Here is a 17591-nt window from a genome sequence, read left to right as displayed (position 1 = left end):
CATATTAAAATGTTACGCCTTTATATGGATAAATGTTAAAAAATTAAATAAAAAGTCTTACATTGTTTAAATTTTGGCTATTCTTTTCTTTACCTAAATTTAAACGATGTAAGACATAATTAAATGCGTATAAAAAGCAAGACATTTTTACTTGATAAAATCAAACATTTAATATTTAATAAAAATAAACTATATTTTCAGTAGAATGTAAAAGTACAACAAAACACAGATTACTTGTACAGATACCTAAAGAAAATAAATCAGCATAAAGCATCTATATTGTAATTATAAAATATTGAATTCTAGTAAATGATTTCTAAATCCACTCCACCATTGAGAAACTTTAGATTTCTTTCCCCCAACAACACTATTTAATTCATTATTACTTAAATTTTTAAACTCATTTAAATTTTTCATTTAATTTTCCCCCTTATATTCTCTAACATACCGTGAGCTGAACCATAATTTCAAGCTGAATATCTAAGACATCAACAATTTTTACTACTAGCTTACATCTGATCCATTGTCCGATTTAACAGCTCGTCAACAAAGACATTACCGGCATTATCCGCGTGTCCTTTCGTCCATACAAATTTAATTTGAGGAAACTGAGGTAATAAGGCGGCAATTTGCTGCCACAACTCGACATTTAAGACCGTTTCTCCGGACGCTTTTTTCCAGCCACGGCGTTGCCACCCTGCTAACCACTTTTGATTAATGGCATTTAAGACATATTTAGAATCCATCACAACTGCAATTTTTAAATCATTGAATTGTAAATCCACTAAGCGCTGCAAGCCCATTTGCAGCGCGGTTAGTTCCATTTGATTATTGGTTGCCCCTAAACAACCCTGAGTGCCAGAAAATTCTTTTCCTGTACTTTGAATTAAGTATGCCCACGCGGATTTATCGCTAGCTTTGACATGACCACCTAAGACATTGCCTGTATTACGCGTGCCACCATCAGTATACATTGTCACTTGCGCCGTCCAGTTTGGCGCTTTTTTAGTAGCAGTGGCCGTGGTCGTCTGCGCAACCATAAATGTTTGAGCTTGTTTTAAAGTAGGAAAACTTTTGAAAATCGCCCCTTTGAAACCTTGAACTTGTTTTTGGCAATCATGCCAATTGTGATAAATTCCCGGCTTTCGCCCCTTTTTAACTGCATAATATTTTGGCATAATTTCTCCTTGAACCTAGAATTACTAGTTTAGAACCTGTATCATATTTAATAGTTAACTTTAGCTAGTAAGAGGCACTTTCTCCATGAGACTTTGGCATTCTTCCAAGCATCAGACCGCAACTATTCCCATCTGTAAATTAGACGAACGAGTTTCCGTTGATTCGAGCACTGAACAAATCCCCACTTTTTATCTTCATGGTTTTCGTGGTGGTAATTATACCACGGAAAAAATGGTCGGTTCGGCGCAAAAAATGACTGGTTCACCCGTTTTTTTGCGTGCCACGGTGGATTGGCAAAGTAAAATCCATTATTCTGGTTACTGGTCCACCGCTAAATATCCAATTATCCAATTAATTTTTAAAGATCGCTGGATCCCGTCTAGCACGATGGAACGTTGGTTTAATCAAATCTTAAGCGACTTATACCAACGTTATCACTTTCAACAGTATAATGCTATTGGACATTCGCTGGGTTCCGTGGCCTTAGTTTCCTATCTAATTAACACTTACAATCGCCCCTTACCCAATATCAATCGCTTGGCACTGATTGCCGGTCCGTTTGACGGTTTAGTCGCGTTTGGTGATTTACCTAATATTAACCCTTTAGCAGTCTCCGGCAAACCCGCTTTTATGACGCCCAAATACTTATGGATGTATTTGAATCGTTTTAAGTTTCCTAAAACAGCACGGGTTTTAAATATTTATGGTAACATCAATGACGCATCCAACACAGACAAGTATGTGTCCGTGAGTTCTGCGCGCTCCATTAAATACCTTTTACAAAATCACGTCCAGGAGTTTCAAGAATACAGTGCCTTAGGCGTGAGTGGCGAACATTCGCAAATGCATGATGACGAAGACGTGCTCAACAAGATTAATAATTTTATTTATCCCGAATTTACTACAACTAAGGAGGATTAATTTGCCACAAGTTAATAACTTACATCCCATAATCACCGCCCATTATCAACTGGATTTTCTCAGTTACTTATCTGGTCAAGAACTACAAAAGTTTTTGGCCGTGGACTTACCCGAGTCCGCACACATCATTAATCACGCTATGCACCAGACGATGGCTAATCAAGCCGTCACTTGGGGCGTTACAGCCAAACAGTCAGCCACCATTTTAGGACTGATCACGTTAAGTCATTTTGCAACCACGCCACTAACTTTAGATTTAAACTTTAAGCAAGCTGTGCCTGAAGAAATTTTGACACGCTTAAAACAGTTAATTCCCGTGCAATTTTCCAACCAGGCGGTCCAAGTCACGCCGTCATCAACGAATGCGACACAAGTTCAACAATTTTTTAATCATTAAACCTTTTTGAGGAGTAGGTTCATGCGTATCTTTTTTTTAATTTTGAGTTTAATTTTATTACTTAACACGATTGCCGCCATTATTACCGTGTTTCACCGGCGGCGGAGTATTCCCACCACTTTAGCGTGGTTGATTGTCTTAATTTTATTACCTGTCATTGGCTTTTTAATTTTTGCTTTCTTCGGCCGCGGGATTGCCCAAGAAAACCTCTTTGCCATTAGTAATGCCGAACATATTGGGCTTGATCGATTGAAGCAGATGGTCAACCAGAGTAGCGAGCAAAAGCGCCCGTTAACCCCCAGCGACACGACTTTACTTGCCCAACGTCAAATCGATTACTTTAATCATAATGATGATGTTCCTGTGACAATCCATAATGATCCCCAGATTTTTACCGATGGTCACGCCAAATTCGCCGCGTTAGAACAGGATTTGCGTAATGCCCAAGAAACCATTCATTTAGAATACTATTCTTTTTTTAATGATGAGTTAGGGCGCCAAGTCTTAGATATTCTGACTCAAAAAGCTCAAGCTGGCGTTGAAGTACGCGTGATTTACGATCGCTGGGGGTCTCCCGGGGCCAACAAAAAGTTCTTTCAACCACTAGTTGCCGCTGGGGGGCAAGTCATGCCCTTTATCACTTCACAAAATGCCATCGCTAAGTACCGTTTAAACTACCATTTGCACCGCAAAATCGTTGTCATTGATGGGCGCATTGGTTGGACGGGCGGCTTTAATATTGGCAATCAATATCTTGGCCTCAAACCCAAGTTTGGTTATTGGCGCGATACTCATGTGCGTATTTACGGTTATGCCGCGTTATCTTTACAAGAACGCTTTGCTTTAGACTGGAACGCTTCCGTCGATCGCCATCACGAAAAGATTTTATTTCAGGAAAAATATTTTCCCACGCAAATCAAACAGCCCCAGCACATTACCCCAATTCAAATCGTTTCTGATGGTCCTGACAGTAATTTTGACACGCTTAAGGGTGGGTTCATGAGTTTAGTCATGAGTGCCAAAGAAAGTATTTTAATCCAAACGCCTTACTTAATTCCGGATGAACCAATGATTGACGCCCTCTTAGTGGCCGCACGCTCCGGTATTAAAATTAAAATCATCATCCCCGACAAACCAGATCATCCCTTTATTTTTCGGGCTACACAATTTTATGCCAATTTATTAAGCGAGCACAATATTGAAGTTTATAATTATAATAATGGTTTTATGCATGCCAAAACGGCTGTTTTTGACAATCAAGTCAGCGCTATTGGTTCAATGAACCAAGACTACCGCAGCTATAGCCTCAACTTTGAAGCGGATGCCTTCTTTTACGATACTCAGGTCAGCCAACAGCTAACGGAGATCTTTCAAGAGGATTTAAAACACAGCACCTTGTTGACCCCCGAAATCATTCAGCAACAGTCTTACTGGCTCCGCTTTAAACAACTTTTCTCACGCTTACTGTCACCAATCTTATAAATAATTATGTACTAAAAAACCTTGTTTTCCAGAAAATCATCTAGAAACAAGGTTTTTTTATTATATTTAATTTTTGTCCGCAAACTACCTACATGTGAGCAATTTCGACTTCGATATTCTGTGGTAAAACTGCTTTTAACTCTTGCTGTAATTGGGCGACCGACTGTTTAAACGTCATTTGAATATTTTGCCGATTAGCCACGGTAAAAATCGAAATTACTTGCACGGGGGCATTAGGCAATTCTACCGGAATCAGTGTTACATGAGTCAATTTTTGATAACTCAGTGAATTAGAAAAAAAGCCGCTGGTCACTAAGCGCTTTTGCGCCATACCGCCAGTACCTTGCATTAAGGTCACTGTTAAAAAGGCAGCCACCATTACCACGTACCACCACGAATCTTCCGGCATAGATAGAACCCAGACTCCAAAAATCACCGCAATAATTAAACTGGAAATTTTATATTTAGCATGTACCACAATCTGAGATTGCCAATACAAATTATTCAGTAGCATCGCTACAAAAAAGATATCAATTAAGATTAGTAGCCAATCGTTTAGCATAATGTCCCCCAATTAGTTAATTTGTGAAAGCAAATAAGCTGGAACTACAAAAATTTTTCGTCAATTTACACGAACATTTTTTCTGATGGTACTCCATTTGTCCCAATCTCAATGAATTGCTTCTAAACTTAAATATGATAACATTTAAGTAAGAACTCGCAAACCAAAAGTTCGCAAAAATCTGGCTTTTTGTACCAGATCATTAACATGTAACAACAGTGGTTTTAATATTAAAGGAGGTTCCTTATGAAAATTCCTACCCGCACCACTTATGATGGCTTAATTTTACCACAGATTGGCTTTGGAACTTACAAATTAAATGGCGCAACAGGCGTCAATGCCATTACCAGTGCCTTAAATGCCGGCTATCGGCTCTTAGATACGGCTTTTAATTACGAAAATGAAGGCGCTGTCGGTCAAGCCATTAAGCAAAGCGGCTTGCAACGCTCGCAAATTATTGTTTCTTCTAAATTACCCGGGCGACACCATCGCTACCAAGAAGCACTTCAAACGATTCAAGAATCGCTTTATCGTGCCGGTTTAGACTACTATGACCTGTACTTAATTCATTGGCCTAATCCTAAAGAAGACCTCTATGTCGAAGCTTGGCAAGCCTTAATTACAGCTCAGCAAATGGGTTTAATCAAAACAATTGGCGTGTCTAACTTTTTACCAGAGCATATTGACCGTTTAATTGCCGAAACTAACGTCAAACCAGCAGTTAATCAAATTGAATTGCATCCTTATTTCTCTGAAGCCACATTACGGCACTACGATGATCAACATCAAATCATCACTTGGGCTTGGAGTCCGATCGGCCGTGCTAGTTCTATGTTATCCGACCCCATTATTCAAGGTATTGCGCAAGATTTAGGAAAAAGTGTCGCGCAAGTGATTTTACGCTGGGAAATTCAACTCGGCGTCTTGCCGATTCCAAAAGCTACACATTTTAGTCGGCAGCAGGAAAATTTGCAGGTCTTTGATTTTGAATTAACTCCTGCACAAATGCAGACAATTACTAATTTAGACCGACCTGATGGGCGACTCAAGAATCAGGATCCCGCTGAATATGAAGAATTTTAATAATTAAAATTAAAAAAGGTCCAAAGTTACTGTCAAATTATCGCAATGTTTGACCAGTAATTTTGGACTTTTTTGCTGTCTGACTACCGGCCGTGCTGATTTTTAATCAAACACGCTATCCCTAATCCGAATAAACTAATTGCGAAAAATACCCCAAAGACCAAATGAAATTGTCGTTGTTGCCGCAGAACTAACGTCGCACCATTGGCGGGTAACGCCAATAAAAGTGTGGCTAACGTGACGCCAAAAGAGCCTAAGATTTGTCGTGCGGTGGTAATAACCGCCGTACCATGCGCAATATATTTTTGAGGCAACACATCGGCTCCCAAGGTCACCGCTGGCATCATTACAAAGGCATTGCCACCTTCAATCAGCGCTGCCAAAATCATTAACCAACCTAAATTTAACCGTTGCTGCAACACAAATAATAGTAACCAACCGCCAGTAATCATACTCATTCCTAATAGTAACGTCACTTTAAAGCCCCAATGATCCGCTAATTTTCCGGTTAAGGGGTTCAAGAGACTTAACAAAACCGCTCCTGGAACTAACGCCATTCCAGAAGTAAAGGCCGTTAAATGCAAGATGTTTTGGTAATACAACGGAAAAATAATCGTTACCACGATTAAGGCAATATAAGAAATCCCCGTTAATAATACTGCCCAATCAAAATTAATTTGTTTCAAGACCCGCAATTCTAGCATGGGGTGCAAGCTAGTCAATTGTCGCCAAATAAAAACTGCTAAGCCCAGACTACTCAAAATTAAAATCACACTTAAACTAAAGGTCCACTGCTTACTTTGCCCCCACTTAGTTAAAACATATAAAAAGCCAATAAAATTCACGGTTGAAAGAGCAGAGATGAAATCCAGTTTTGTCGGTTGTAAAACTAAGGGGCTCGTGATCGTAACTAAAGAAAGACCTAAGACCACTGTAATAATGAAGGCAAAACAAATGAAGACCGCTTGCCAAGTAAAAAAGCGTAACACAATCCCCGAAATAATCGGTCCAATGGCTAATGCCGATCCCATAACTAAGCCCGCGGTCCCCATCACGCTGCCACGCCGCTTGGTTGGTGTAATTTTCAAGAGCACCGTTTGATAGGCAGGGAATAAAACACCCACAGCCATCGCTTCCAGAATGCGTCCGAATAGCATTAAACCAAACGTTGGCGCCCAGATAATGATCATGGTGCCCACATCAAAAATGGCTAATAAGCTCATAAATAACTTTTTAAAAGCCACATTAGCCAACAACCACGGGCTCACTGGAATCATCACCGTCATCACCAACATAAAACCGGTAGTCAACCATTGAATAGTGGTTGCCGGCACCGCAAAATAATGCATTAAAGTCGGATACGCTGTTGACAAGGAAGACTGACTGATGGACATCGTAAAAGTTCCTGCTAATAACGTGGCCACAAACCACCAATGCGCACTTTTGGATAAATGGATTGAATCAGCCATTGCCATCGCTTCTTTCAAACAAACAAATTAAAACAGTTTTATTAGTTAAACGCCCGCAAATCCTTGATAATTAAGGCAACTACTCGCCACAAAATTATTGTTAGTTACTAACCTCGACTTATTTTCCCCCTCATTATTAAACCCTTTTCAGAAAATAGCAAAGAAAATGTTTTTTAAGTTCACCTAATTTAAGGTTTAATTTTGGCGAAAGTAGGAGTATCATTGTTTTTTGGAAAAACATGAGGAGGAATTCTTTTGGTTGAAAATACAAAGAAAAAACACCATTTAATTGAATATGCCAATGGTCCTTCCTTGGAGGAAATCAACAGTACCGTTGAAGTTCCCCATGGCAAAGGCTTTTGGCGCACATTATTTGCCTATTCTGGTCCTGGAGCCTTAGTTGCTGTCGGTTATATGGATCCCGGTAATTGGTCCACATCTATTACTGGTGGTCAGAATTTCCAATATTTATTAATGTCCATCATCTTAATTTCAAGTTTAATTGCCATGCTTTTACAATACATGGCCGCTAAACTTGGCATTGTGACGCAAATGGACTTAGCGCAAGCAATTCGCGCTCGGACAAGTAAATCGCTTGGTGTCATTCTCTGGATTTTAACGGAGTTAGCGATTATGGCGACGGATATTGCGGAAGTTATTGGGGCCGCGATTGCTTTATATCTCCTGTTTAATATTCCGTTAGTCATCGCCGTTTTCATTACCGTCCTGGATGTTTTAGTCTTGCTGTTATTGACTAAAATTGGTTTTCGAAAAATTGAAGCGATTGTTGTGGCCTTAATTTTAGTAATCTTGGTCATCTTCGTTTATCAAGTAGCTTTATCTGATCCCAATTGGGGTGGCGTTTTGAAGGGATTAGTTCCTTCAGCTCAAGCCTTTTCTTCACATCCTGTTGTTAATGGTATGAGTCCGTTACAAGGTGCTTTAGGAATTATTGGGGCGACAGTTATGCCACATAATTTGTATTTGCATTCTTCAATTTCGCAAACACGGAAAATTGATCACAATAATCCCGACGAAGTCGCTGATGCTGTGAAATTCTCTGCTTGGGATTCTAACATTCAATTAACCTTTGCCTTCTTTGTTAATGCGTTGTTATTAATCACTGGTGTCGCAGTCTTTAAGACTGGCGCTGTCAAAGATCCATCATTCTTTGGTTTATATCAAGCTTTATCTGATACTTCCAAATTAAGTAACGGCATTCTAATCTCCATTGCCAAAACAGGCGTTTTATCTACCTTATTCGCGGTCGCTTTGTTAGCTTCTGGTCAAAATTCGACCATCACTGGTACTTTAACTGGTCAGGTTATCATGGAAGGTTTCGTGCACATGAAGATGCCACTGTGGTTACGGCGTTTAGTAACCCGGGTGATTTCCGTGATTCCGGTCCTCTTCTGCGTCTTGATGACTAGTGGTCAAAGCCCCATTAAACAGCACGCCGCGTTAAACGACTTAATGAATAATTCACAGGTCTTCTTAGCCTTTGCCTTACCATTCTCCATGCTACCGTTGTTAATGTTTACCGATAGTAAAGTAGAAATGGGAACCCGATTCAAAAACTCACTTTGGGTCAAAGTGTTAGGTTGGATTTCGGTTATTGGTTTAACTTTCTTGAACTTGAAAGGTTTACCAGATTCCATTGCCGGTTTCTACGGTGATAATCCAACGGCTGCGCAATTAACCCAAGCCAACGTGATTGCTTGGATCTTAATTGTCCTAGTTTTAGCTTTATTAGTTTGGACGATTGTGGAATTATACAGAGGCAATAAGCGCTTTGAAGAATCCCAATTAGCTAAACAATAAGAAAGTTAAGTATTTGAAATATGACTTCAACCAAAAGAAGTGTTCGCATTGACTGCGAACACTTCTTTTTTGATTCCAACTGTTTTAACAATGAACAACTTGGGCCAAACGCTCTAACAAGTAAACCACGGGGACTTGACTGGTGAGATTCACCGATTGGCCAATAATACGACTATTAATATGGTAGGAAAAATTTAAATCCGCTAAAGTAGTTAAAGAATTATGGTCATCATTGGTAATACTAACCAAGGTTGCCTTTTGATCATGAAAACTCGTCGCCTGCTCCAGCATTTGCTCAGTTTCACCACTCACCGATAAAATCATCACCACATGATTATTCATAGCCGCATGTCCTAGTTGAATAGGATAAAAAGGATCAGCAATCACGTAAGCTTCACGCCCATTATTCACAAACTGCCGCGCCCCGTAACTAGCCAAATCACCGGAAGTCCCTACACCGAGAAAAACAAAAATCGTCGCCGGATCAAACAATGTTTTAAACTGCTGAATCTTTTGGTCATAGTTTTCAATATGGGAAAAATAATCGTGCGCTTGATAGGTAATATCATCTACCAAGCCTTGACCAGCTACTTCTTGCTGTAATTGCTGGCAAAATTCATAATAATGCTGATAACCTAAACGATTAATTGTCCGTAAGACTGAGGCCGGCGCCACCCCTAGTTTAGCAGCCAAATGACGCAAACTGTAATCTTTGACTTGCTCCTTATGAACTTTAATATACCGATAAATTCTTTTTTGCGTCGCTGTTAATTGTGCCAATGACTTGTTGAACAACTCCTTTTTTAAAAAAAGACGTAGTCATGACAAAAGTTAACCTCAGCTTTTGTCTCAACCACGTCTTAATTAATTATTGCATCATTCTTATTTAGCAGCTAATTGCTTATATAAATCAACAATTTCTCCTGCTAAATCGCGAAAAGTGATCGCATTCATGATATGATCTTGACCATGAACCATTAATAGCGTCACTTGCTCATGTTCACCACTAGCTTCTTTAGTTAACATGCCCGTTTGTGCGTTATGGGCTTCTGCTAAAAATTTGTCCGCTTCTTTCAGCTTGGCTTCCGCAGTAGCAAAATCATTCACCTTAGCGGCTTTAATGGCTTCAAAAGCAGCACCTTTGGCATTACCACCATTCATGATGAGACCCATAACTGTTTGTAAATTTTCTTCTTCGTTCATTAATTAAATATCCTTTATTCCTGAATTAAACTTAAAGCTTCATCTAAAACTTTCGGTCCGTTCATCATACCGTAGTCTTGCATATTGATGACTTCGACTGGAATGGAAACCCGCTTTTTAAAATCATCTAACATGTAGCTAACTTGCGGTCCCAACATCAAAACATCTGGGTTTTCGGTTTCCATTTTGGAATCTGCATCTGCAGCAGCGGTTGCAAAGATATTAGCTTCAACGCCCTTTTCTTCAGCAGCTTTTTGCATCTTGCTAACTAATAAACTCGTGGACATGCCGGCGGCACATACTAACATAATCGTCTTTTTACTCATAATTAAATTCTCCTTTAATCTTTTACTTACTTATATTAAACCACTAATCTAGGCATTTTGCGCTGCTTTTTCTTCTTTTACTTTTTGATTATCCATGCTCTTAAAGAAGAAGAAGTAAATCAAAGTATCTAAGACAATATTGACAATTTGTAAGACTGCTCCTGAAATATGACCAGTAGCTAAATAACCTGACATAATCGGTGGTGTGGTCCAAGGTACCATGACACCCATCGTTTTAGCAACCCAACCCCATTTCATAGTTAAATAGGTCACGGTAACATTCGTTAACGGTGCTGCAATAAACGGAATGACCATCTTATAGTTCATGACAATTGGTAAACCAAAGATAATCGGTTCGTTAACATTAAAGATCGCAGGTCCAACGACTAATTCACCCAAGGTCTTATACTCTTTACTCTTGGACATAAAGGCAATCATCAACGCTAAACCAATCGTGGCGCCAGAACCACCCATGTGAACAAAGTTATCAAAAAATTGTTGTGTAACAATATTTGGTAAAGCATGTCCAGCTTTTAAAGCAGCCGAATTTTGGGCCATCGCAGCTAACCAAATAGGTTGCATCACGCCAGCCACCGTATTGGAACCGTGAATCCCAAAGATCCACAAAATGCAGACTAAACCTTCTGCAACTAGTGCTCCCGGTAAAGTATTACTCAAATGACTCAACGGATCCTGTAAGAAGAAGGTAATCACATTAGGAATACTCTTCATTGGCGTAGCTTCAATTCCCAAGCGAATGACCCACACAACTAGTAACGAAATCGCGCCCGGAATCAATGACGAGAATGAATTACTAATGGCCGGTGGCACACTCGCGGGCATCTTAATCGTCCAGTTCTTATGAACAATCCAGACATATAAATCAGTAATAAATAAACCGACTAAAATCGCAATAAATAAACCTGAGGAATCCAGTTCTTTTAACGGTACCCACAAATTACCGGCTTTATCCGTTTTTAGTGGAATGGTTAAAATATAGGCTCCAATAGAAACGATCATCGCTGAAAAAGCATCAACTTTATAGCTGCGTGCTAAGTTATACGAAATCCCGGCGACAGCGATTAACCCCATAATATGAAACGATGCATTAGTGATATACTGGGCCACATTTGCCCAATTTGGTCCAAAAGTATGCGCCATAAAAGCTAAATAACCCTTAATCGGAAATTGCGCAATAATCATGAAGATTGAACCAATGATAATCATTGGAATCGCAGCTGCCATCCCATCACGTAAAGCTACCATATGACGTGCTGACGATATTCTTTGGAAAAATGGAATCAGTTTAGTCGTTAAAAAACTATTTTTAGACTTTTCTTCAGCCATTTTAACTGCCCCCTTTTTTAAGCTAAATCTTCGCCATTAGATGCAATGACTTTTTGATACCAAGCAAAGGAATCTTTTTTCGAGCGTTCCAAAGTGCCGTGACCTTCATCATCTTTATCCACATAGATAAAGCCATAACGCTTAGACATTTGTCCTGTCCCCGCAGAAACTAAGTCAATGCAACCCCATGGTGTATAACCCATTAAATCAATCCCATCTTCTTCGACGGCTAACTTCATTTGTTCAATATGTGCGCGCAAATAATCAATCCGGTATTGATCATGGACTGAACCATCAGCTTCTTTTTGATCAACCGCGCCAAAACCATTTTCTACAATAAATTGCGGTTTATTGTACCGATCTGCTAACCAATTCATGGCGTAACGCAAACCCTCAGGGTCAATTTGCCAGCCCCACTCAGAGGACTTGACATACGGATTAGGAGTTCCATCTTGGTCTTCATCATAATGATAATTAACTGGTTCATGGTCTTTTGCCCGAACAGCCCGGGACATATAATAGCTAAAGCCAATATAATCAACGGTGCCTTGTGCCAAAGTTGCTAAGTCTTCAGCGGTAATATCCATCTCCCAGCCTTGATTAGCTTGATAAGTCCGAAGCCAATGCGGATAACGACCATTAGATTGCACATCTTCAAACCAATACCGCGCTTCATTCGCCCGTTGGGCTTTTAACATATCCGTTGGTTTAGGACTAGCTGGATATAACGGCACCATCGCGATCATCGAACCAATTTGAAAGTCCGGATTAATTTGATGTCCGATTTGGACCGCTTTCGCACTCGCCACCAACTCATAGTGCGCGGCTTGATACATGGTCTGTTCCATATTTTCACCCGGACGTTTTAACAACCCGGAATTAGTCATCATCGAAAAATCATTTTTGTAATCGGTTTGATTATTGATCTCATTAAAAGTCATCCAATATTTAACTTTATTTTGGTAGCGCTTAAAGACAGTCTCAGCAAAATTCAAGAAGAAATCAATCACCTTACGGCTGCGCCACCCACCATATTCGGTAACTAGATGATATGGCATTTCAAAATGTGATAACGTAATGACCGGTTCAATGTTATACTTTAAGCATTCATCAAATAAGTCATCGTAAAACTTCAATCCTGCTTCATTAGGTTCTTTTTCATCGCCATTAGGAAAAATGCGCGTCCACGCAATTGACGTCCGAAAACATTTAAAACCCATTTCGGCAAACAATTTAATATCTTCCGGATAACGGTCGTAAAAATCAATGGCTTCGTGATTAGGATAGTACAGCCCGTCTTTAACACCATCGGTAATTTGCCGGGGAACACCATTAGCGCCAGCCGTCATAATATCGGCAACACTCACACCTTTATGACCTGCTTGCCAGCCACCTTCTAATTGATGCGCTGCTACAGCGCCTCCCCACAAAAAATCTGGTCGTAATTGTTTCTTGTTAGTCATCAAACAGCCTCCCAATTTATAAAAACGTTTTTATGTAACGCTTACAAGAAACATTTTACTATTTTGTTTCTAAAAATCAAGATTATGTGGTAAAAAATCAGAAACACGTTTCTCAAAGAAAAATATCTTTTTCCGTCATTCTTGCAAATTAGGCTCATTCAGTTAAACTAAAATTACAATTTAATTAATTAGTTAACACAATGCCCAAGAATTTGCTCGCTGATGAATTTGCTAAAGGAGTTTATTATGACAAAACGACAATTAGGACTATCGATTTATCCAGATCATAGCAATTTTGCAGAAGATAAAAAATACTTAGAATTGGGACACAAATACGGCTTTTCCCGAATTTTCATGAGTATGTTAGAAGTTACCGGTTCTCCGGAACAAACTAAAGCTAAATTTCAAAAAATTATTGACGTGGGTAACAAGCTCGGTTATCAAACCATTATTGACGTCGCTCCTAACATCTTTGATGAATTGAATATTTCTTACGATGATTTATCATTTTTTGCTGAATTACATGCAGCGGGCATCAGGTTGGATCAAGCTTTTGATGGAGCCACTGAAGCCATGCTGTCCTATAACCCTTACGGCTTAATTATTGAACTGAACCTCAGTAATAATGTTGATTACTTAAATAATATTTTAAGTTTTCAAGCCAATACGCCCTTTATCTATGGCTGTCACAATTTTTATCCGCAAATAGGAACTGGTTTACCCTATGATTATTTTATGGAGTGTAATCGACGCTTCAAAAAAGCTGGGATTCATACTGCCGCCTTTGTGGCAAGTCATGTGGGCGACCAAGGGCCGTGGAATGTCAACGATGGCTTACCAACTTTAGAAATGGATCGAAAATTACCTATTGCTGTGCAAGCCAAGCACTTATTTGCCTCCCAAATGATTGACGACGTGATTATCGGCAATGCTTACGCTAGTGAAAGTGAGTTGCAAGCCTTAGCCCAAACTGATCGCTATCAATTAGAATTTGACTTGGAGTTAAATGATACTGTTAATCCGGTTGAAACAGACATCATGTTCAAGCCACAACATTTTCGGCGCGGTGATATTAATCAATTAGTCATTCGTTCCACTATGCCGCGCGTTACCTATCAAGCTGTGGCCAATCCACCGCATGATAATGACCAAGTTTTCCAACGTGGCGATGTTTTAATCGGCAATGATAACTTTGGTGTTTATAAAAATGAACTGCAAATTGCTTTAGAGCCTCATCAAGATTCACGTAAAAATAAAGTCGGACAATTAAAACCGGAAGAACTATTCTTGTTGGACTTCATCAAACCGTGGACAAAATTTAAATTAACGCATCGAACTGAATCCAAGAATTAAATTCTAAGCAGAAAAAACAGCTAGCCTTAGTCCAAACTATTGCTAGCTGTTTTTTAATTGTTAGAAACTGGAACCCAAAGAATGCTGCGGGAATTGCAACGACTTTTGTTCTAATCTTTCATGGCTTTAACAAATCAACTAATTGCTGTGCCGTAAAATTGGTAAAATATTGATCCACATCAACCGAAGCTAAGGCCTGCGTTAAAGCTGATTCCGTATAGTCAATGCCAACTAAATATGCTGGTAATTCACTAACATCTTGTTGGCCAAAGAAATCTCCATAAAACTTAATTTGATCAATTTTCCCATGGTCAATCAATAACCGCGCATCAATGGTCCCCGCATTAAAATGCTGACGCTTTTGAATGGTAAATTGTGGCGATTGTCCATAAACCCAATCCCAATTGGAATATAATTCTTGGTTTAGTTGGGCAATCCCCGCCTGATCTTGAGCGTTCAAGTGATACTCTTTATCCTTGATGTCTGCTAAGTCTCGTGCTTCAAACAGACTCAACAATAAAGCATCGCGAAATTGTTCAATAGTTAAGTTTTGATATTCAGGTGCCAAGTAAGGTTTCAAGTTCGTCACGCGACTACGGACTGACTTAATACCCTTAGACGCAATTTTATCAGGCGCCACCTTGAGTGCTTGGCTCAAAACATCTAAGTTCACATCATAAGTCAACGTCCCGTGCGAGAAAGTTTTGCCATTTTTAGTATACATGGCATTGCCGGAAAACTTTTTACCAGCAATTAATAAATCATTGCGCCCAGAAACTTCTACCCCCGTGGCTCCCATCCGCTGTAAAGCTGCTACAATCGGTTGGGTCATTTTTTGAAAATCGCCAAACCGCTCATCTTGCGCATTAATCACAAAACTAAAAGAGACGTTACCTAAGTCATCATACACGGCGCCACCACCCGAAAGCCGTCGGGTAACCGTAATTTGGTGTGCTTTCACGTAATCTAAGTTTAATTCTTCCAAAGTATTTTGATTGCGTCCCACAATAATACACGGTTTTTGAATATAGAACAAAACCAATGGTTCATCAAAGTCCTTATTGTTCATTAAATATTGTTCGGTTGCCAGATTTTCACGAATATCTTGTGCTGGCATGCAAAAATAATACACGGTTCTGCACTCCTTTGGAAAAGATTTTTAAGGTGTCACTAGCTTGATCAAATCATCTGCTTTAATACCGGTAAAATACTGGTCTAAATCAATCGTTTGTAATTTTTGAGCAAGATGATCATAATCATAAGTCACACCTTGAAGTTGTTGTTCTAATTGTTCAACATCTTGTGTACCAAAGAAATCACCGTAAAACTTAGCTTGACTAATCTTGCCTTGCTCAATGACAAACCGTGCATCAATGGTCCCCATCTCAAAGTGTTGGCGATTCTTCACGGTAAACTCGGGTGATTTGCCGTACACCCAATCCCAATTAGCGTAAATGTCTGTTTTTAATTGCGCAATTGCTTGCTGGTCTTGGGCGGTAATTTGGTATTCATGATCTTTAATGTCCGCTAAATCATCAGCTTGAAAGAGACTTAATAACAAAATATCGCGAAATTGTTCCGTCGTTAAATTTTGATACTGTGCATCTAAATACGGCCGAATATTCGTTACCCGACTGCGCACCGACTTAATACCTTTAGAAGCAATCTTATCTTTGGGTACATGCAAGGCTTTTGTCAAGACGTCTAAATCGACATCATACGATAAAGTACCATGTGAGAAAGTTTTGCCATTCTTGGTATACATGGCATTGCCCGAAAACTTTTTACCGTCTATTAAAATATCATTGCGCCCGGAAACTTGTGCCCCAGTTGCCCCTAAGCGGTGTAAGGCGTCAACCAGCGGTTGGGTTATTTTTTTAAAGTCACCAAACTTTTCATCTTTTGCATCGACTACAAAACTAAAACAAAGATTACCTAAGTCTTGATATACTGCGCCGCCCCCCGAAAGTCGTCGAGTAACCGTGATTTGATGTTGACGGACATAGTCGTTATTCAATTCTTCAATTGTGTTTTGATTATGACCAACAATAATACAAGGACTTTCAATATAAAACAATACTAGTGGTTCATCAAAATCCTTATTATTCATTAAATACTGCTCAGTGGCTAGATTATCACGGATATCATGCGATTGCATTACTACATAGTACATTCAGAGCACCTCTCTTTATAAACGTTTTCAATAACATTATAAAGAAATTAAACTCAAATGACTATCTTTAATTTATTTTGTTTTTAAATTTAATAATTTAACTAAAATATTTTTTAAACAGCCAAAGACGATTAACGCAAAAACTAAACTGGCAACTGCACTACCACCATTAACTAATAACGACCATGTCCACGGATTAAATGCTTTGGGAGCATAAGAACTCCACACCAAGACGCCCGCCACAAAATGACAAAAGTATTTGATAAATAATGCAACACTACTACTAACTAATACTGCTGGCAAAATCGATCGGTGTTGTTGAATCCGCTGCTCAATCACAGGTGCCCAAAGACCAGCTAAGCCTAAGACCCCAAAGGCCACAGGATATTCCAATATTCCTTGCCACACATTTAAAACCGAACCACTACTTAAGCCTCGTAAAATCAAATCCAATAATCCCCACACAATACCAGCGATAATGCCGGCTTTAACACCCCGGCGCCAAGAATATAAACACAAAGGAACGACTCCATACAAAATCTCAATTGAGGAAATTCCTAAACTGTGAGGAATATACGACAAAGCCATGGCTAGCGCCACGATGATTGCACCTTCAACCAACGTTTGTAACTTATTTTTTGACATCAAAAAACACTCCTTTTTAACTATCTCGCAAAAAAGAGTGTCTACCACTCATCACAATTCCTACGCTTGTACTAACAAACAGGTTCCAAGGGTCTGAACTTAATCACTCTCAGCTATTTAGAGCTCCCCTTTGCGATGATAATCTGATTTAATTTAATTCGAGTGTA

At 39.3% G+C, this 17591-nt stretch carries 18 protein-coding genes and 1 riboswitch; of the genes, 6 read left to right on the top strand and 12 right to left on the bottom strand.

What is annotated here, in order from left to right:
* Positions 1–285: 285 nt before the first annotated feature.
* Positions 286–417, bottom strand: a complete 132-nt coding sequence (locus AC3B6B_RS01735) for a ComC/BlpC family leader-containing pheromone/bacteriocin (RefSeq protein WP_489756989.1) — start codon at positions 415–417, stop codon at positions 286–288.
* A gap of 92 nt (positions 418–509) precedes the next feature.
* Positions 510–1178, bottom strand: coding sequence for a ribonuclease H family protein (locus AC3B6B_RS01730; protein ID WP_489756988.1), 669 nt, complete (start codon positions 1176–1178; stop codon positions 510–512).
* A gap of 85 nt (positions 1179–1263) precedes the next feature.
* Between AC3B6B_RS01730 and AC3B6B_RS01725 the strand changes: the two genes are divergently transcribed.
* From AC3B6B_RS01725 to cls, 3 genes are read left to right on the top strand one after another with little or no spacing between them, the layout of a single operon-like run.
* Positions 1264–2100, top strand: coding sequence for an alpha/beta hydrolase (locus AC3B6B_RS01725; RefSeq protein WP_489756987.1), 837 nt, complete (start codon positions 1264–1266; stop codon positions 2098–2100).
* Between the two features lies 1 nt (position 2101).
* Complete coding sequence (locus AC3B6B_RS01720; protein WP_489756986.1) at positions 2102–2497, top strand: hypothetical protein; 396 nt, start codon at positions 2102–2104, stop codon at positions 2495–2497.
* Positions 2498–2518: 21 nt separating this feature from the next.
* Entirely contained in the window at positions 2519–3979 is a 1461-nt protein-coding gene (gene cls / locus AC3B6B_RS01715; protein ID WP_489756985.1) for a cardiolipin synthase, read from the top strand.
* Positions 3980–4067: 88 nt separating this feature from the next.
* On the opposite strand, the gene AC3B6B_RS01710 is transcribed toward cls, so the two are convergent.
* Positions 4068–4541 carry a hypothetical protein gene (locus AC3B6B_RS01710; RefSeq protein ID WP_489756984.1) on the bottom strand — a complete coding sequence of 158 codons (474 nt, stop codon included), beginning with the start codon at positions 4539–4541 and terminating at the stop codon, positions 4068–4070.
* Between the two features lie 246 nt (positions 4542–4787).
* Here AC3B6B_RS01710 and AC3B6B_RS01705 point away from each other — a divergent pair, with 246 nt between their 5' ends.
* Positions 4788–5624 carry an aldo/keto reductase gene (locus AC3B6B_RS01705; RefSeq protein WP_489756983.1) on the top strand — a complete coding sequence of 279 codons (837 nt, stop codon included), beginning with the start codon at positions 4788–4790 and terminating at the stop codon, positions 5622–5624.
* 83 nt (positions 5625–5707) lie between these two features.
* On the opposite strand, the gene AC3B6B_RS01700 is transcribed toward AC3B6B_RS01705, so the two are convergent.
* Positions 5708–7093, bottom strand: coding sequence for an MFS transporter (locus AC3B6B_RS01700; protein WP_489756982.1), 1386 nt, complete (start codon positions 7091–7093; stop codon positions 5708–5710).
* Between the two features lie 255 nt (positions 7094–7348).
* Between AC3B6B_RS01700 and AC3B6B_RS01695 the strand changes: the two genes are divergently transcribed.
* Positions 7349–8914, top strand: a complete 1566-nt coding sequence (locus tag AC3B6B_RS01695) for an Nramp family divalent metal transporter (protein ID WP_489756981.1) — start codon at positions 7349–7351, stop codon at positions 8912–8914.
* A gap of 84 nt (positions 8915–8998) precedes the next feature.
* On the opposite strand, the gene AC3B6B_RS01690 is transcribed toward AC3B6B_RS01695, so the two are convergent.
* The 5 genes from AC3B6B_RS01690 to AC3B6B_RS01670 form a co-directional block, all read right to left on the bottom strand.
* Positions 8999–9694, bottom strand: coding sequence for a MurR/RpiR family transcriptional regulator (locus tag AC3B6B_RS01690; RefSeq protein ID WP_489756980.1), 696 nt, complete (start codon positions 9692–9694; stop codon positions 8999–9001).
* A gap of 102 nt (positions 9695–9796) precedes the next feature.
* Positions 9797–10117 (bottom strand): PTS lactose/cellobiose transporter subunit IIA, encoded by a 321-nt coding sequence (locus AC3B6B_RS01685; protein WP_489756979.1) that lies wholly within the window; start codon positions 10115–10117, stop codon positions 9797–9799.
* Between the two features lie 14 nt (positions 10118–10131).
* Complete coding sequence (locus AC3B6B_RS01680) at positions 10132–10443, bottom strand: PTS sugar transporter subunit IIB (RefSeq protein WP_489756978.1); 312 nt, start codon at positions 10441–10443, stop codon at positions 10132–10134.
* A gap of 48 nt (positions 10444–10491) precedes the next feature.
* Complete coding sequence (gene celB / locus AC3B6B_RS01675) at positions 10492–11790, bottom strand: PTS cellobiose transporter subunit IIC (RefSeq protein WP_489756977.1); 1299 nt, start codon at positions 11788–11790, stop codon at positions 10492–10494.
* Between the two features lie 17 nt (positions 11791–11807).
* The gene (locus AC3B6B_RS01670) at positions 11808–13253 is read right to left on the bottom strand and encodes a 6-phospho-beta-glucosidase (protein WP_489756976.1); all 1446 of its coding nucleotides are present in this window, start codon (positions 13251–13253) and stop codon (positions 11808–11810) included.
* Between the two features lie 246 nt (positions 13254–13499).
* Here AC3B6B_RS01670 and AC3B6B_RS01665 point away from each other — a divergent pair, with 246 nt between their 5' ends.
* On the top strand, positions 13500–14606 hold the full coding sequence (locus AC3B6B_RS01665; protein ID WP_489756975.1) for a DUF871 domain-containing protein: 1107 nt from the start codon (positions 13500–13502) through the stop codon (positions 14604–14606).
* A gap of 118 nt (positions 14607–14724) precedes the next feature.
* Here AC3B6B_RS01665 and lplA (AC3B6B_RS01660) read toward each other — a convergent pair whose 3' ends face one another.
* The 3 genes from lplA (AC3B6B_RS01660) to thiT all read right to left on the bottom strand — a co-directional run bounded on the left by lplA (AC3B6B_RS01660) (position 14725) and on the right by thiT (position 17424).
* Complete coding sequence (lplA, locus tag AC3B6B_RS01660; protein WP_489756974.1) at positions 14725–15738, bottom strand: lipoate--protein ligase; 1014 nt, start codon at positions 15736–15738, stop codon at positions 14725–14727.
* Positions 15739–15765: 27 nt separating this feature from the next.
* Positions 15766–16779 carry a lipoate--protein ligase gene (gene lplA, locus AC3B6B_RS01655; RefSeq protein ID WP_489756973.1) on the bottom strand — a complete coding sequence of 338 codons (1014 nt, stop codon included), beginning with the start codon at positions 16777–16779 and terminating at the stop codon, positions 15766–15768.
* Between the two features lie 72 nt (positions 16780–16851).
* Positions 16852–17424, bottom strand: a complete 573-nt coding sequence (gene thiT, locus AC3B6B_RS01650) for an energy-coupled thiamine transporter ThiT (protein ID WP_489756972.1) — start codon at positions 17422–17424, stop codon at positions 16852–16854.
* A gap of 40 nt (positions 17425–17464) precedes the next feature.
* Positions 17465–17564: riboswitch (TPP riboswitch) on the bottom strand.
* Positions 17565–17591 lie beyond the last annotated feature (27 nt).

This window comes from Bombilactobacillus sp. ESL1197 (assembly GCF_058107145.1).
The sequence above is the reverse complement of the archived record's forward strand: the minus strand, read 5'-3'. Positions and strand labels throughout refer to the sequence as shown.

Bases quoted from the DNA above. Each gene is read 5' to 3' on its own strand.
- AC3B6B_RS01735 (WP_489756989.1), bottom strand. From the start codon at position 417: ATGAAAAATTTAAATGAGTTTAAAAATTTAAGTAATAATGAATTAAAT.
- AC3B6B_RS01730 (WP_489756988.1), bottom strand. From the start codon at position 1,178: ATGCCAAAATATTATGCAGTTAAAAAGGGGCGAAAGCCGGGAATTTAT.
- AC3B6B_RS01725 (WP_489756987.1), top strand. From the start codon at position 1,264: ATGAGACTTTGGCATTCTTCCAAGCATCAGACCGCAACTATTCCCATC.
- cls (WP_489756985.1), top strand. From the start codon at position 2,519: ATGCGTATCTTTTTTTTAATTTTGAGTTTAATTTTATTACTTAACACG.
- AC3B6B_RS01710 (WP_489756984.1), bottom strand. From the start codon at position 4,541: ATGCTAAACGATTGGCTACTAATCTTAATTGATATCTTTTTTGTAGCG.
- AC3B6B_RS01705 (WP_489756983.1), top strand. From the start codon at position 4,788: ATGAAAATTCCTACCCGCACCACTTATGATGGCTTAATTTTACCACAG.
- AC3B6B_RS01700 (WP_489756982.1), bottom strand. From the start codon at position 7,093: ATGGCTGATTCAATCCATTTATCCAAAAGTGCGCATTGGTGGTTTGTG.
- AC3B6B_RS01685 (WP_489756979.1), bottom strand. From the start codon at position 10,117: ATGAACGAAGAAGAAAATTTACAAACAGTTATGGGTCTCATCATGAAT.
- AC3B6B_RS01680 (WP_489756978.1), bottom strand. From the start codon at position 10,443: ATGAGTAAAAAGACGATTATGTTAGTATGTGCCGCCGGCATGTCCACG.
- celB (WP_489756977.1), bottom strand. From the start codon at position 11,790: ATGGCTGAAGAAAAGTCTAAAAATAGTTTTTTAACGACTAAACTGATT.
- AC3B6B_RS01670 (WP_489756976.1), bottom strand. From the start codon at position 13,253: ATGACTAACAAGAAACAATTACGACCAGATTTTTTGTGGGGAGGCGCT.
- AC3B6B_RS01665 (WP_489756975.1), top strand. From the start codon at position 13,500: ATGACAAAACGACAATTAGGACTATCGATTTATCCAGATCATAGCAAT.
- lplA (WP_489756973.1), bottom strand. From the start codon at position 16,779: ATGTACTATGTAGTAATGCAATCGCATGATATCCGTGATAATCTAGCC.
- thiT (WP_489756972.1), bottom strand. From the start codon at position 17,424: ATGTCAAAAAATAAGTTACAAACGTTGGTTGAAGGTGCAATCATCGTG.